The following is a 14,792-nucleotide window of genomic DNA, read 5'->3' as shown; positions in this document are numbered from 1 at the left end:
CGGCTTGCGCCGCCGGTAAAAATCAAAAGATGCCCAGCACGACGCATGCGATCGTCATCACGATTGACGCGCCGAACAGCAGCGGAAACGTGAATTTCTGGTGCTCGGCCAGCTCGATGCCGCACAGGCCGACGACGAGGAACGTCGCGGGCGTCAGCGGACTGACCGGGAACCCGGTCGTCATCTGGCCGAGCAGCGCGGCCTGTCCGACCTGAACGGCCGGCACGCCCAGCTGGCCGGCCACTTCCGCGATGACCGGCAGTACGCCGAAGTAGAACGAATCCGGGTCGAACAGCATGCTGAGCGGCATCGACGCAAGGCCGAGCACCACGGGAATGTGGCCGGCCATCGACGGCGGCACGAAGCCGACCGCCGCCTGCGCCATCGCCTTCAGCATCCCGCTGCCCTGCATGATCCCCGTGAACACGCCGGCCGCGAGCAGGATGCCGGCCATCATCAGCGCGGCGCGTGCATGCGCGTCGATGCGCTTTCGCTGCATGTCGACGTCCGGATAATTCACCATCAGCGCGATGCACAGCCCGACCATGAACATGATCGCGGGCGGGATCTTCTCGCCCATCACGACCATCGTGCCGAGCACGACGAGCGTCAGCACGAGGTTGAACCAGAACAGATGCGGCCGGCGCAGCGCCAGTTCGTCGGGCGTCAGTTCGCGTGTCGGCAGCGGGATCGACGCATCGCCGCGCGACAGGCCGAGCCGCTTCTCCTCGCGCCGCCCGAGCCAGTACGCGACGCCGAACACGAACGCGAGCCCGATCGCCTGCACCGGGATCAGCGGATTGAACAGCGCCGACACCGGCAGGTGCAGCGACGCCGACGCGCGGATCATCGGCCCCGTCCACGGCAGGAAATTGATGCCCGCCGCCATCGACACGGCGGCGGCCAGCACGCGCCGGTCCATCTTCAGCCGGTCGTACAGCGGCAGCACGGCCGGAATCGTCACGAGAAAGCAGACGGCGCCCGAGCCGTCGAGGTGGATCAGCAGCGCGAGCAACGTCGTGCCCATCACGATGCGCGTCGGCCGCGTGCCGACCGCGCGCAGGATCCGGTCGATGATCGGGTCGAGCGTGCCGGCATCCGTAATCGTCCCGAAATACAGGATCGCGAACACGAACATCCCGACGACGGGCGCGAGGCCCTTCAGTCCGTCGACGACGAACTTGCTGGTGTGCAGCCCGAAGCCGCCGATCAGCGACGCGGCGATCGGCACGATGATCAGCGCGACGAGCGGCGACATCCGCTTCGACAGAATCGCGGCCAGCAGCACGACGATCGTGCCAAGCCCGAGTAACGGCAGCATCCGTGTCTCCTACCTTGTCTTTTGTTGGAGACGAGCGTAAGGTCGGCGCAGCGATAGCACAATTGAAATGATTTGATCGCAGCAATCACGAACCGTTATGGATCTGAATCTTCGCGACATTCGCGCGTTCGTCACCGTCGCGCAGGCCGGCAACTTTACGCGCGCGGCCGCGCGCCTGCACCTGTCGCAGCCGGCGCTGACCGTGCAGATCCGCCGGCTCGAGGAAATCGTCGGCGCGCGCCTGTTCGACCGCAACAGCCGCAGCGTCGCGCTCACGCAGACCGGGCGCGAACTGCTGCCGCTGCTGCAGCGCTCGCTCGACGACATGGAGCGCGTGCTGCGCGATGCGCGCGCGCTCGGCGAAGGCACGAGCGGCACGGTGCGGCTCGCGTGCCTGCCGACCTTTGCATCCAGCATGCTGCCCGAGCTGATCAAGTCGTTCCGGCGCGACGTGCCGCGCGCGGGTTTCGAGATCCGCGATGGCGTCGCGAGTCTCGTCACCGCGCTCGTGCGCAACGAGGAAGCCGATCTCGGGCTGACCGGCGGCGACACGTTCGATGCGTCGCTGGAGGTGCTGTATGCGGGCACCGACCGGCTCGTTGCCGTGTGCCCGAAGGATCATCCGCTCGCGCGCAAGCGTCGCGTCACCACCGCCGACGTCGCGGGCGTGCCGCTCGTGCTCACCGCGCAAGGCACCAGCGTGCGCAGCGTCGTCGATGCCGCGCTCGAGGCGGCCGGCTGCACGCCCGACATCGCGTGCGAACCGACCTACATGATGACGGCCGTCGCGATGGTGCGTGGTGGCCTCGGCGTGACGATCCTGCCCGCGACCGCGCGCGAGGTGCGCGCCGAGCCCGAGTTGGTCGCGAAGCCGATCGACGATCCCGCGTTCGTGCGGCCGATCGCGCTCGTCACGAAACGCGGGCGCACGCTGCCGCGCGTCGCGCAGGCGTTCGCCGAAACCCTGCTCGCGGAATTGAAAAAGCGCGCGTGAATCGCGCGCCCTGATGGGGAATGGCCGGTCGCCCGGCGCTTACTGCGCGTCCGGATCGACGTGCAGCGATTCGCCGATCGCATAGAAATTGCCGCCCGCGATGTAGTGCAGGCTGCGCAGCGCGGGATCGGCCGATTCGAAATACCAGTGCCCGTCGCGGAACACGCGCGTATCGGACCATGCGCCAACCACTTCGCCGATGAACAGGTCGTAGGCCTGCTGGTTGTGCGGCTCGGGAATCAGCTTGCACGCGAGCCAGCCCGAGCAGCCGGCGACGAACGGCAGGTCATGCCCTTCGACGTCGAACAGCGTGACGCCCGCTTCGCGCAGCTTGTCGGGCCGCTCCGCGAGGCTGTGGCTGCCGACCGCATGCGTGAGCTGCAGTTGCGCGGCCGTCGGCACCTGGATCGCGAACGTGCCGCTGCGCTCGACGAGCTCGCGCGTCTTCGCGGACTTGTCGAGCACGACCGTCAGCTTCGGCGGCAGGAAGTCCAGCGCGCACGCCCACGCGGCAGCCATCACGTTGTCGACGCCGCCGTGACGGGCCGACACGAGCACGGTCGGGCCGTGGTTGAGGAGACGGTAGGCTTTCTTCAGCTCCACCGGAGCGATGTGACGGTCCATACGGGTTCCTTGGAGAACGGCGCGCACGGACGGATGCCGTGCGGCGCGGCGCCGGCCGGCGCACCTGCGCGCACGTGCCGGAGGCCGCATTCTCGCACCCAAATTCAATCGGCGCTGACGGCGCCGCCGGTCACTTCGCGAACAGCTGGCCGATGTCGCGGAACGCCTTGAATTCGAGCGCATTGCCGCACGGGTCGAACAGGAACATCGTCGCCTGTTCGCCGACCTGCCCCTGAAAGCGCACATACGGCTCGATCACGAAGGTCACGCCGAACGAGCGCAGCCGCTCGGCCAGCGCTTCCCAGCTCGGCCAGTCGAGCACGATCCCGAAATGCGGCACCGGCACGTCGTGCCCGTCGACCGCATTCGTGTGCGCGCCTTCCTGCGACGCGGTCTTCGGATGCGCGTGGATCACGAGCTGGTGCCCGTAAAAGTCGAAGTCGACCCACTGCGCGCTCGAACGCCCCTCTTCCAGCCCGAACACGCGGCCGTAGAAATCGCGCGCGGCCGGCAGGTCGTAGACCGGAATTGCCAGGTGAAACGGGGAAAGACTCATGGTTGCCTCGTGAAGGAACGCTCGCGTGGCGCGAGGACGGCACCATGGTAGACAAGGTCAAGCAAAAATTAAATCAATATATAATTTCGCGATTCACAAACGGAATTGATGAATGATCCGCGAGCTGAAAACCCTCGTCGCCGTCGCCCGGGAAGGCACGTTCGCCGCCGCCGGCAATCGTATCGGGCTCACGCAGGCGGCCGTCAGCGCGCAGATGCAACGCCTCGAGGCCGAGCTCGGCTTCGCGCTGTTCGACCGGCAAGGCCGGTCGGCGCGGCTCAACGAGATGGGTCATCACGTGCTCGACCAGGCGCAGGCGCTGATCGGCCTGTACGAGAACCTGAGCTCGACGGCGCCCGGCTCGCCCGCCGCCGTGCGCGTGACGATCGGCGCGATCGCGTCGGTGCAGAGCGCGCTGCTGCCGGCCGCGCTGGCCGATTTCCATCGCCGGCATCCCGCGTGCCGGACACGCGTGATCCCGGGGTTGTCGATCGAGCTGGTCAACCGGGTCGATGCGGGCGAGATCGACATGGCTGCGATCATCCGCCCGCCGTTTTCGCTGCAGAGCGACCTGCACTGGACGACGCTCGCGCAGGAACCGTTCCGGCTGATCGTGCCGCGCGGCGTGAAAGGCAAGGACTGGGCCGAGCTGCTCGCGAGCGAGCCGTTCGTCCGCTACGACCGCGCGTCGTTCGGCGGCCGCCAGGTCGATCGCTTTCTGCGCAAGATGCACATCGCGGTGCGCGACACCTGCGAACTCGACGAACTCGATGCGATCGTCAAGCTGGTCGAGAACGGCGTGGGTGTCGCGATCGTGCCGCAGACCGCCGTGTATCGCCGCTGGCCCGCCGGCGTTCGCGCGATCGACCTCGGGCATCACACGTTCCACCGCGACATCGGGCTCGTGCATCGCGCGCGGCGCACGATGTCGGAACCTGCGCAGCAGCTGGCGCAACTGATCGAAGACGCGTCGCGGGTCGGCGCGCCGCCGCGGCCGGCCTGACCTGCGCGTGGCGGCTCAGCGCCGCCCGGCCGCCCAGTCGAGCACCGCGTCGAACAATGCGACGCCCGCCGGCGACAGGTTCGTGAACGTGTCGTTGTCGAGGAAAAACATCACGCGCCGCGCCGGCGCGAGTGCTTCGTAGTCCATCGTCGCGCCCTTCTCGTACGCGAAGATCGCGGCCTTGTCGGGCTGCCCGTACACGGTCGCGATCGTGATCGCGCCGAGCCCCGGCTTGCCCCAGCTCATCGGCGCCTGCTTGCCGTACACGTTGATTGCGCCGGCCGGCAAGCCGGCCGCAATCGGATGCGGCGCATTGACGAGCCACAGGTAGCGCTCCTTGCCGGTTTCGCCGAAGTCGACGTCGTGCCGCTTGCCCGTCATCGCGAGATCGTCGAGCAGGTCGTTTTCCCAGGTGACGAGCGGCTTGTCGAGCGTGCGCCAGCCGGGCCGCACGTTCTTCGACGATACCGTCGACGAGATCACGATCACGTCGGCGTCGCGCGCCGCATCGGGCGTGGCCGACTCGTCGATCAGGCGCACCGCGTAGCCGCGTTCGCCGAGATGCTGGCTGATGCGTTCGTCGACCTTCAGGTTCGGGCCGCGCAACTGCACGAGCATCGCGACGCGCGTAACCGCCGGCGGCGCATCGGCGGCGCACGCGGGCGTCGCGACGCCGGCGCCGAGGCCAGCGGACAGTGCGAGCACCGAGCCCGCGATCGCGCGCAATGCGCGGCGCCGTGCGCCGTCGGCAACGGCGCGCGCGGCGCCGGTCTTCATCTTCAGGTTCATCCGGGGGTTCTCCGACGCCGCACGCCGGCATGGCGGCCGCGCGGCAAGTGCATGGTCAGAACTGCAGCGTGGTCAGCAGCGACACCTGTCGCGCGTCGCCGATCGCGACGAAGTAACGGTTCGCGCTCGACGGGTAGTAGGTGCGGTTGAACAGGTTCTTCACGTTGAGCTGGAACGACAGCTTCTGCTTGCCGATCCGCGTGTCGTAGGTCGCGAACGCGTCGGCGAGCACGTACGACGGCAGCGTGAAGCTGTTCGCCGAATCGCCGGGCCGTGCGCCGACATAGCGCGCGGCCGCACCGATGCGCAGGTCGTCGCCGCCGGTCACCGTGCCGAAGTCGTAGACGGCCGCGAGCGACGCGGTGTGGCGCGCGACGTTCCACAGCTGGTTGCCCGCATACAGCGGATCCTCGGTCGTTTTCGCGTCGATGTATGCATAGCTCGCGATCACGTTCACGCGTTCGCCGATCTTGCCCGACACGTCGAGCTCGACACCGCGCGAGCGCGCCTTGCCCGACGTGCGCCAGTCGGTCAGCTTCGTCGCGTCGTTGTACTGCGACACGAGCACGTTCTTCTTGTCGATGTTGAACAGCGCAAGGGTGCCGGTCATCCCGCCCGGCAGGTCGAGCTTGCCGCCCACTTCCCACGCGGTCGCTTCCTCGGGCGGCGTCGCGCCGTCGATGATGTAGCCCGTCATCGGCGCGATCGACGACGACGGCTTCAGCGACTGCGAATAGCTGCCGTACAGCGAGAACGCATCGGTCCACTTGTAGACGATGCCCGCGCGCGGCAGCCACTTCGAGCCGCTGAGGTCGGTGTTCGCCTTGAACGGCCGGCCGCGCCCCGCGACCTGGTTGTACGTGATGTAGCGGATCCCGCCCGACACGATCCACTTGTCGGTCAGGTGAACGGTGTCCTGGAAGAACGCGGACGCATCGTGCAGCGTGTCGGTCTGGTCGCTGTCGCTCGCGGACACCGTGCTCGACGGCGGCAGCAGCCCGTACACCGGATCGACATAGCTGAACGGCGTCTTCACGGCCTGGCGCAGCATGTCCTTGCGATAGATGCGGCGGTATTCGGTATCGAAGCCGACCTGCACGTCGTGCCGCATCCCCGCGAGCGTCAGCTTGCCGTTCACGTAGCCGATCCCGTAGCTGTCGGTGCTGAGCGAGCCGTGCGTCGCATCGTTGCTGCGCGTCATCGTGCCCTTCACCGGATCGACGCCCGTCGTGCGCAACTGGTTCGCGTCGTAGGTCTCGCGGTTGTAGCTGTAGCCGAAGTGCGCGCTCCAGTCCGCGTTGAACTGGTGATCGACGGTCAGTTGCGCGAGATGCGATTCGCCGTCCATGTTGTTGAACGGCTCATCGATCCGCCGCCGCGCGGGAATGTCGAGCGGCGCATTGGTGCGCGGATCGAGCGCGGTGCCGCGATCGAACGGCGAATGGAACTTGCGGTACTGGTAGGACACCGCGACCTGCGTATCGCGCCCGTACCATGCGAGCGACGGCGCGACGAAGGTCTGCCGGTTCTCGCCGAAGTTGCGCCAGTACTGCTCGTTCGACTGGTCGACGATCAGCCGGTACGCGAGTCGCGAATCGCCGACCGGCCCGGTCGAATCGAACGTCGCGCTGCCGCCGTTCTTGCCGTGCCCGACCGTCGACGCGCCAAGCGAAATCGCGTTGTAACGCTTGAGCTGCGGCTGCTTGGTGACGACGTTGATCATGCCGCCCGGATCCATCAGCCCGTACAGCAGCGACGTCGGCCCCTTCAGCACCTCGACGCTGTCGACCGCCGCGTTGAACGCACGGCCCTGCACGAGCGGCATGCCGTTCTGCATGATCGAGCCGTCGCGGTTGCCGCCGAAGCCGCGCTTCATGATCGTGTCCTGCGTGCCCGCGAGCGTGTTGCCCTGCGTGATGCCGCTCACGTTGCCGAGCGCGTCGTCGAGATTGCGCGGCCGCTGGTCGCGCAATACCTGCGCGGGCACGATGTTGACGGCCTGTGCGGTGTCGAGCAACGGAATCTCCGAGCGCAGCACGCCGGCTTCCTTCGGCGCGCGATAGCTTTCGGCACGCAACGCGCTGGTGCGCACGTCGATCGCCGGCAACTCGGCGGCCGGCGCGGCGCCCGCCGCCACGGGCCGGGCCGCCGAACCGCCGGCGCGCGTCAGCGTGTAGCCGCCGCCGGGCTGGCGCAGCGCGACGAGCCCCGTGCCGGCCAGCAGGCGGTCGAACGCGCCGTCGACGTCGAACCGGCCGCGCACGCCGCCGCTCGTCAGTCCGGCCGTCATCTCGGCCGGAAACGCGAGCAGGATGCCCGCCTCGCGCCCGAACCGGTTCAGCGCCGCTTCGAGTTGGCCGGCCGGAATGTCGAACGCGCGGCGTGACGCACGCTGCGCGGCGGGCGCCGCGTCGGCGCCGGTGTCGGCCAGCGCGGGGAGCGGCAGCAGCGCCGACAGCAGGACGGCGCCGGCCAGTCGGCATGCAAGACAGCCCGGCGCGGCCGGGCGCGATGCGCGCGGCAGGTGACGGGCGGGCGCCGGACGGCGCCGATACGTGAGGCGGATGGAAACCATGATCGAAGAGTCGGTGGGCGATGGGCCAGTGCTGCTTTCAATACCCATGTCACGCGAACATCGAGAAACAGCTCAGGCCGGCGAAAGTTTTTTTCGATGAGCTCACGAACGGGCCGGCACGACGGTCGCCCAGTAACGCGTCAGGTAGGTAACGTCGATCGGCAGCGTCGCCTTCAACGTGTCGAGCACGCGTGCGGGATTGTCGAGCGGAAAGGTGCCCGACACGCGCAGGTCGGCCACGGCAGCATCGCAACGCAGGGTGCCGCGGCGATAACGGTCGAGCTCGGCGACGAGATCGGCCAGCCGCATCCGCGACGCGACGAGCATGCCGCCCGTCCACGCGGACGCATACGGATCGAGCGGCGCCGGTGCATCGATCGCGTCGCGCGTGAACTCCGCGCCCTGTCCCGCCGCGATCACGCGCGCGCCGGCCGCCCCGTCGGCCGGCTGTACGCGCACGGCGCCGGCGAATACCTCGATGCGCGTCGCATCGTCGCGCTGCCGTACCGCGAAGCGCGTGCCGAGCGGCCGCAACTCGCCTTGCGCGGTCGCCACGACCAGCGCCCGCGCGGGCACGCGATCGTCGTGGCCGCTCGTCACCATGATCGTGCCGCGCAGCAGGCGCAGGTGGCGCGCTGCGTCGTCGAAACGCACGTCGAGCGCCGTGTCGGTATCGAGCACGACGACCGTGCGATCCGCGAGCGTCACCGTGCGCCGCTCGCCGACCGCCGTGCGCAGGTCGGCCGGCCAGATCGCCGCACGCCGCGCGGGCTCGGCCATCCACTCGGCGCCGCCCGCGAACAGCAGCACGGCCAGCGCCTTCACGGCCGCGCGGCGGCGGCTCGCACGCGGCGGCAGCAGCGCCGCGTGCGCGGCCTGCGGGTCGAGCCCGGCCGCGAGCCGGCCGAAGCGGCCCTGCATCGTTTCGATATGACGCCAGGCCGCGTCGTGCGACGGATCCTCCGCGCGCCAGCGCGCGAGCGCCGCGGCGAACGCTTCGTCCTGACGGCCGGACTGCCCGTCGACCCACCATTCGACTGCGCGACGCGCGACGTGCGGCGGGACCGCCGGCGCTGCCGGGGCGGCCATCGGTCAGGCCGCCATCGCGAAGAAACACTGCGTGCCGGCCTTCACGAGATAGCGCTTCACCGTCGCGAGCGACACGCCGAGTTCGCGCGCGATCTCGGCCTGCGTGAGCCCGTCGAGCTGCGCGAGCAGGAACGCGCGCTTCGCCGCGAGCGGCAGGCCGTCGAGCAGCTGGTCGATCTCGAGCAGCGTCTCGAGCACGACAGCCCGCTCTTCCGGCGACGGCGCATACGTCTGCGGGCGCTGCGCGAGCACGTCGAGATACGCACGCTCGATCTGCTCGCGCCGCCAGTGATTGCTCAACACGCGCTGCGCGACCGTCGTCAGGAACGCGCGCGGCTCGTCGGCGCCGATCGGCTCGTCGCGTGCAAGCAGGCGCATGAAGGTGTCGTGCGCCAGATCGGCCGCGCGGTGCGCGCAACCGAGCTTCCGGCTCAGCCAGCCGCGCAGCCACGCGTGATGGCCGGCATAGAGGGCGTCGATTTCTCGATGGAGAGACAGCTTGTCAGCGGACATGGCCGGGTTCCGGGGTGCGCAGGCGTCAACGATTCTGTAAATGAGAATGATTATTATATACAAAAGTAAGCTTGCAGCCCGGGTTTCGGTGCGCGACGACCACGAGGCGGCGACGGATCGCGACGACGCGATGCCGCCGGCGGTCGCGCGCGGCGCGCGTTTATCACATTCATTACAGCCCGGCCAATTCAATTCATTAAATAATGATTTGACGGATCAATAACAATATTCCGCCGACGGCAATTCCCCCGAAAATCACCCGGAATTATCACGCGCGACGCAAAATGCCCTGAGAAAATCGCGAAATGAAAACCAATTGATACGCGATCGTCAATAATTCAAATCCCTCAATGGTGAATTTCGAAGAACGTCTCCGTCTGCATCAGACCACACCGGAGAATTTCATTTTTGCCGTTTTATTCCGGCTCTGTAGTCTCCTGCCATTCCGGATCACGAACACAAGCCAATGCGCAAGGAGATGAAATGAAACGCACGACCCTCTCGCTGATTTCCGTCGCGTCGTTCGCGGCGATACCCGTCGCGCATGCGCAGTCGAGCGTCACGCTGTATGGCGTGATCGACACGTCGATCACCTATGTGAACCACGCGCAGGGCAAGGACAACGCGTGGATGCTCGGCAACAGCAGCGCAGGCAACCTGGCCGGCAGCCGCTGGGGCGTGAAAGGCACCGAGGATCTCGGCGGCGGGCTGAAGGCGCTGTTCCAGCTCGAGAACGGCTTCGACCCGAGCAACGGCCGGCAAGGCCAGGGCGGCCGCATGTTCGGCCGGCAGGCGTTCGTCGGGCTGACGAGCGACCGCTACGGCACGCTCACGTTCGGCCGCCAGTACGATCCGCTCGTCGATCTCGTGCAGGGCATCACCGCCGACAACTATCTGGGCAGCGTATTCGCGACGCCGGGCGACGTCGACAACTACGACAACAGCTTCCGCGTCGACAACGCGGTGAAGTACACGTCGGCCGTCTATTCGGGCCTGCAGTTCTCGGCGATGTATTCGTTCGGCGGCATTGCCGGCAGCACCGGCGCCGCGCAGTCGTACTCGGCTGCCGTGTCGTACAACAACGGGCCGTTCAGCGTCGCGGGCGGCTACTTCCATGCGACCAACAGCCCCGCGTCGAGCGGCCTGCGCAACGGCTGGACCAGCTCGTCGGACGGCACCTTCGACGGCCCGATCAACAACGGCTATGCGAGCGCCCACTCGATCGGCATCGCGCGCATCGCGGGCCAGTACGTCGCCGGCCCGTTCACGTTCGGCCTCGGCTACAGCAACGCGCAGTACCGCCGCGACGCAAGCTCGGTGTTCGGCTCGAACGAGCACTACAACACGGGGCAAGGCTTCGTGAACTACCAGGCGACGAATGCGCTGCTCGTCGGCGTTGGCTACAGCTACACGCGCTCGGGCGGCGACACGTCGGCGACCTATCACCAGGTATCGGCCGGCGCCGACTACAACCTGTCGAAGCGCACCGACGTCTACCTGACCGCTGCGTATCAGCACGCGAGCGGCCAGACCGGCGACGGCAAGGGCGGCTCGATGGCCGCGCAGGCATCGATCGGCTCGTACGGTTACGCGGGCACGAGCTCGCAGACGATGGTCAACCTCGGCCTGCGTCACCGCTTCTGATGTCGAACGGCCGGCTGCGCGGCGCGCGGCCGGTCGAATCCGCATTGCGCACACGGCGGCTTCGGCCGCCGTTTTTTTATATCGCGTGCGTTCACCGCGCCAATCGCCGCCGGGCGATTTCCCTTTCGCGCGATTCGTCGCCGGCTTCACCCCACGACTGACGTAACGCGTCAGGTTCCGGTCGCCGCCATCGTATTGGCGCTCGCGCCAATACCGGCCATTTTTACCGGCCGGAGATCGTCGCACCGCATGATCCGGCGCGATAAAAAGGCGCGACAAACGCCCGGGCAAATGCAAAGGAAAGTTTGACGCGAGCCATTTGTCTGCTCGCTATGGCACACTTCGCGTCTGCGTAATTTCCTTGCACCGGGCGGCCGGATTCCGCCCCATCCTGCCATGCCGCGTCATACCACCTGTTCGATCAGCCGCGAAACACTGAAAATCGCCTCGACGATTGCGATGTCGTGCGCGCTGCACGGTGTCGCGCGGGCCGATTGCCTCGACGACGCGGCCACGTTCCAGCACGTGAGCGTCAGCCTGATGCGCGGCATCGCGCAGGTCGAATCGGGGATGAATCCGAACGCGGTCAACACGAATACCAACGGCACGGTCGACATCGGGCTGATGCAGATCAACAGCACGTGGCTGCCGACGCTCGCGCGCGAGGGCATCACGCGGGAAAGCCTGTTCGATGCGTGCACGAACGCGTATGTCGGCGCGTGGATCCTGTCGCAGAACATCCGCCAGCTCGGCCCCAACTGGAACGCGATCGGCGCGTACAACTCCGCGTCGCCCGACAAGCGCCTCGCGTATGCGCGCAAGGTCTATGATGCAATCCGGACCATGCCGGATTCGCCGGATACCCCCATGCCTATCCTGCCCCCTTCCTTTACGCCGCCGCAACAGGCACAGGCGTACAACCCGTTCGCGAGCCTGAGCGTGCCGGCGTCGACGGTCACGCGCCCGCGCACGGTGTCTCCGGCCCCGCCGCCTCCGCCGCCGCAGGGCGGCCCCGCCGGTCCGGCCGGCACGTACAACTTCGGCTGGTCGGTCACGGGCGCCGACCAGGCCAAGCCGACCCAGGTGTTCGACGACGGTGCGCGGATCTACGTGCAGTTCAGCGACATGAAGCACGTGCCGGCGATCTTCACCGAGACGTCGGCCGGGCGCGTGCTGATGTCATGGGAGCTGCAGTTTCCGTATGCCGTCCTGACGCGTCCCGCGCAAACGTTAATCTTCCAGCTCGGCGCGTTCGAAGCGCGCGCGCAGCGCAGTGCAGCGGCCGCGGGCATGACCGCGCAGGCCGGTACGGCAGGTGCGACCCCGGCCGCGGCATCGAAGAAGCCGGCCGCCGGTACGGCGACGAATGCGGCCACGAACACGGCAACCGGTACGCCGGCGAAACGCACGGCGTCGGCCGACGCGCTGTGGTATCTGAATACGCCGTCGACGTCGGGCACGACGGCGGCCTCGCCGTCGACGGCGAACCTTCCCGCCACGCTGCCGACGGCGATCACGTCGAACACGCCGCCGCCCGCACCGGTCCAGGCGCCGGCTGCGGCCGCTCAGCCCGCACGCGTCAGCACGGACGCACTGTGGTACATCTCGAAGTGACGCGCCGTCGATCGCGCGCGTCGCGCGGCGATCATTGCTGCGCAGTCGGCGGCAGCTCGGGCGCGTTCATGTCGTCCACCCACTGCAGTTCGGCCGTGCCGTTGTTCCTGAAATACACGCGCAGGTAACGCGACGTCGCCGATTCCGGCTGTGGAATCGTCACGTCGATCGTCTTGTGCTCGGCCGGGATACCGCGCTGAATGTCGTCGAGCGGCTGCGCGAATAGCCAGGACAGCTTCACCTGCTGCCCCGGCGTGACCTTGCAGCCGCAGGCGAACCCGCCACCGCCGCCGAAGGCCTCGCCCGCATCCCGCGCCGACGGATTGCCGAAGCATCCCGACCGGTGCTCGTTGTCGAGCCAGAATTCGTGAAGCTTGCGGTCGTACTCGTTGTATCCGGTGATGCATACGGTGCGCCGCGTCGCCGCCGTTTCGCCATCATGCGGACCGCACGCGGCGAGCACGCCCGGCACCGTCAGCGCCAAAGCGAGCGCCCCTGCCCTGACGTTCATCGACGGCCCCGCACGACCCGTGGGGCCGGGCGGCACGTGCCCGGCGACGATACGCACAGGCGCGTCACGCCGGCAACCGCCGTCACCCGCGCCGCACCCAGATCACCTTCCCGCCGCGAATGCCGAGATTGCGGCGCTCCGGCCGGTAATCCATCGTGCCCGGCAGCGACTGGCCATCGCGCTCGAGCACGCGCCACAGGCAGCCGTCCAGTTGCGCCTTCGCATCGGCCTCGGTCCTGCCGACCAGCGCATCGTCCGGCCCTGCGTCCGCCTTGCAGGCTTGCGCCGCGCCCGCCGGCCCGCCATTCGCCGGCGTGCTGCCCGCGCTCGAGATTTTCGTGTTCATGTCCGCACATCCCGCAAACGTTGCGCTCGCAACCAGCGCCGTCATCATCGCGATCGTCTTCTTCATCGGTTTCTCCCTTTCGCGCCCGGCGACACTGGTGCGGCGTTCCTCGCCGAGCGGGCGTTGCATGCATGATCGGTTCCGCGCCGCCGGCCGTTTCCGGAAGATGCCGGCCGGCCAACCGCAGCCTCGCGCGCGCCGGCCGCGCCGATTCGGCGCACCGCAGCCGCGGGTTCGGCCTGCTGCCGAAGCCGCCTGCATGTTACCGCACGCCATGCAGCGCGACCGCGCATGCACGGCGATTGCGCCGGGTCACGCCTGCCGCGGCAGCACGCTCAGAACGTGTAGGTCACGCCTGCAATGCCGTAGTAGTTGCTGCGGGACTGGACGATCGGGCTGTCGCCGGCACGGCCGAGCAGCCGCGTCACACCACCGGTCGCGAGCACCGACCAGTGCTGCGACAGCGTCCAGTTCCACGCGACCGCCATCGACGCGCTGTCGATCCCGCCGCTCGCCGAATACGGCCGGAACCGGCTCGTCATCGACTGTGCGTCGGTCACGCCGTAGAACGTCTGCATGTAGCGTCCCGAGCCCGCATGCACGGTCCCCGTCACGACGATCTCGTGCTGCGACGTCTTGAACACCGGCACCGCGAGATCCATGTGCCCCGACACGCCGCGCGACGTGTGCGTCACCGGGGAATCGATCGTGACGCTCAGCTCGGCTGCATTGAAAAGCGTCACGCCTGCGCGCACGCCGACGAGCACCGAGCCCGGAATCCGGCCCATGCCCTTCAGGTAGTCGGAGCCCGGCAGGTCGAAGCGGTTCTCGTCCGCGCGGCCCGCGTCGTAGCTGACGGCCGCCGACACGAACACCCCATGCGGCAGGTCCAGCCGGTAGCCGGCGCCCTGCGTGCCGTCGATGAAGAAGCCGTTGCCGAACTTCGCGGAGAACGACGGCGCAACGACGCCGCGATACTGGTTGCTGCCCTGGTAGCGCGGTGCGAAACCGCCGCCGAGCGACAGCGAATACTGGTTTTCCGCGTGGGCGGCGGCGGCGAGGGTCAGGCCGGCGAGCGGCACGCAATAGCGGTAGCGGCGAAGTAATGGGCGCACAATATTGAGATAAGAGTGACGGAGCCCGCAGTCTAGGTGCCGCCCTGCCCCAAGACTGTCCAGAATCTGCGGAGAATCTGTGCTCAATTGTGTTCGAT

General features: G+C 67.9%; 15 protein-coding genes. 5 read left to right on the top strand and 10 right to left on the bottom strand.

Annotated elements, in window-relative coordinates; genetic code table 11:
* Positions 1 to 22: 22 nt before the first annotated feature.
* A complete protein-coding gene (locus BLA15945_RS09065; RefSeq protein WP_059234895.1) occupies positions 23 to 1,321 on the bottom strand; it encodes a CitMHS family transporter in 1,299 nt (432 codons plus the stop codon).
* Between the two features lie 97 nt (positions 1,322 to 1,418).
* On the opposite strand from BLA15945_RS09065, the gene BLA15945_RS09060 reads away from it, so the two are divergent.
* Positions 1,419 to 2,315, top strand: a complete 897-nt coding sequence (locus BLA15945_RS09060) for a LysR family transcriptional regulator (RefSeq protein WP_174992091.1) — start codon at positions 1,419 to 1,421, stop codon at positions 2,313 to 2,315.
* A gap of 39 nt (positions 2,316 to 2,354) precedes the next feature.
* Here the strand turns inward: BLA15945_RS09060 and BLA15945_RS09055 are convergent, their stop codons facing one another.
* Positions 2,355 to 2,939 carry a flavin reductase family protein gene (locus BLA15945_RS09055; RefSeq protein ID WP_174992090.1) on the bottom strand — a complete coding sequence of 195 codons (585 nt, stop codon included), beginning with the start codon at positions 2,937 to 2,939 and terminating at the stop codon, positions 2,355 to 2,357.
* Positions 2,940 to 3,069: 130 nt separating this feature from the next.
* Positions 3,070 to 3,495 carry a VOC family protein gene (locus tag BLA15945_RS09050; protein WP_059234901.1) on the bottom strand — a complete coding sequence of 142 codons (426 nt, stop codon included), beginning with the start codon at positions 3,493 to 3,495 and terminating at the stop codon, positions 3,070 to 3,072.
* Between the two features lie 112 nt (positions 3,496 to 3,607).
* Here BLA15945_RS09050 and BLA15945_RS09045 point away from each other — a divergent pair, with 112 nt between their 5' ends.
* Positions 3,608 to 4,498, top strand: coding sequence for a LysR family transcriptional regulator (locus BLA15945_RS09045; RefSeq protein ID WP_174992089.1), 891 nt, complete (start codon positions 3,608 to 3,610; stop codon positions 4,496 to 4,498).
* 15 nt (positions 4,499 to 4,513) lie between these two features.
* Here the strand turns inward: BLA15945_RS09045 and BLA15945_RS09040 are convergent, their stop codons facing one another.
* Genes BLA15945_RS09040 through BLA15945_RS09025 form a run of 4 tightly spaced genes read right to left on the bottom strand, consistent with a single transcriptional unit; the run spans position 4,514 to position 9,464 of the window.
* Positions 4,514 to 5,287 carry a hypothetical protein gene (locus BLA15945_RS09040; protein ID WP_174992088.1) on the bottom strand — a complete coding sequence of 258 codons (774 nt, stop codon included), beginning with the start codon at positions 5,285 to 5,287 and terminating at the stop codon, positions 4,514 to 4,516.
* 55 nt (positions 5,288 to 5,342) lie between these two features.
* The gene (locus tag BLA15945_RS09035) at positions 5,343 to 7,910 is read right to left on the bottom strand and encodes a TonB-dependent siderophore receptor (protein WP_174992087.1); all 2,568 of its coding nucleotides are present in this window, start codon (positions 7,908 to 7,910) and stop codon (positions 5,343 to 5,345) included.
* A 54-nt stretch (positions 7,911 to 7,964) separates the two neighbouring features.
* Positions 7,965 to 8,951 (bottom strand): FecR domain-containing protein, encoded by a 987-nt coding sequence (locus BLA15945_RS09030; protein ID WP_174992086.1) that lies wholly within the window; start codon positions 8,949 to 8,951, stop codon positions 7,965 to 7,967.
* 3 nt (positions 8,952 to 8,954) lie between these two features.
* Positions 8,955 to 9,464, bottom strand: coding sequence for a sigma-70 family RNA polymerase sigma factor (locus tag BLA15945_RS09025; protein ID WP_059234910.1), 510 nt, complete (start codon positions 9,462 to 9,464; stop codon positions 8,955 to 8,957).
* Positions 9,465 to 9,504: 40 nt separating this feature from the next.
* On the opposite strand from BLA15945_RS09025, the gene BLA15945_RS09020 reads away from it, so the two are divergent.
* The 3 genes from BLA15945_RS09020 to BLA15945_RS09010 all read left to right on the top strand — a co-directional run bounded on the left by BLA15945_RS09020 (position 9,505) and on the right by BLA15945_RS09010 (position 12,722).
* Positions 9,505 to 9,687, top strand: coding sequence for a hypothetical protein (locus BLA15945_RS09020; RefSeq protein ID WP_155627158.1), 183 nt, complete (start codon positions 9,505 to 9,507; stop codon positions 9,685 to 9,687).
* 260 nt (positions 9,688 to 9,947) lie between these two features.
* Positions 9,948 to 11,108: a porin gene (locus tag BLA15945_RS09015; RefSeq protein WP_059234912.1), complete on the top strand. Its 1,161-nt coding sequence runs from the start codon at positions 9,948 to 9,950 to the stop codon at positions 11,106 to 11,108.
* 396 nt (positions 11,109 to 11,504) lie between these two features.
* Positions 11,505 to 12,722: a lytic transglycosylase domain-containing protein gene (locus BLA15945_RS09010; RefSeq protein ID WP_174992085.1), complete on the top strand. Its 1,218-nt coding sequence runs from the start codon at positions 11,505 to 11,507 to the stop codon at positions 12,720 to 12,722.
* Positions 12,723 to 12,753: 31 nt separating this feature from the next.
* On the opposite strand, the gene BLA15945_RS09005 is transcribed toward BLA15945_RS09010, so the two are convergent.
* The 3 genes from BLA15945_RS09005 to BLA15945_RS08995 all read right to left on the bottom strand — a co-directional run bounded on the left by BLA15945_RS09005 (position 12,754) and on the right by BLA15945_RS08995 (position 14,661).
* Positions 12,754 to 13,233 (bottom strand): hypothetical protein, encoded by a 480-nt coding sequence (locus BLA15945_RS09005; protein ID WP_174992084.1) that lies wholly within the window; start codon positions 13,231 to 13,233, stop codon positions 12,754 to 12,756.
* An 82-nt stretch (positions 13,234 to 13,315) separates the two neighbouring features.
* Positions 13,316 to 13,645 (bottom strand): hypothetical protein, encoded by a 330-nt coding sequence (locus BLA15945_RS09000; protein ID WP_174992083.1) that lies wholly within the window; start codon positions 13,643 to 13,645, stop codon positions 13,316 to 13,318.
* Positions 13,646 to 13,914: 269 nt separating this feature from the next.
* Entirely contained in the window at positions 13,915 to 14,661 is a 747-nt protein-coding gene (locus BLA15945_RS08995) for a MipA/OmpV family protein (protein ID WP_174992113.1), read from the bottom strand.
* Positions 14,662 to 14,792: the final 131 nt, after the last annotated feature.

The organism is Burkholderia arboris (assembly GCF_902499125.1).
In the GTDB taxonomy this organism is placed as follows: Bacteria; Pseudomonadota; Gammaproteobacteria; order Burkholderiales; family Burkholderiaceae; genus Burkholderia; species Burkholderia arboris.
The sequence above is the reverse complement of the archived record's forward strand: the minus strand, read 5'-3'. Positions and strand labels throughout refer to the sequence as shown.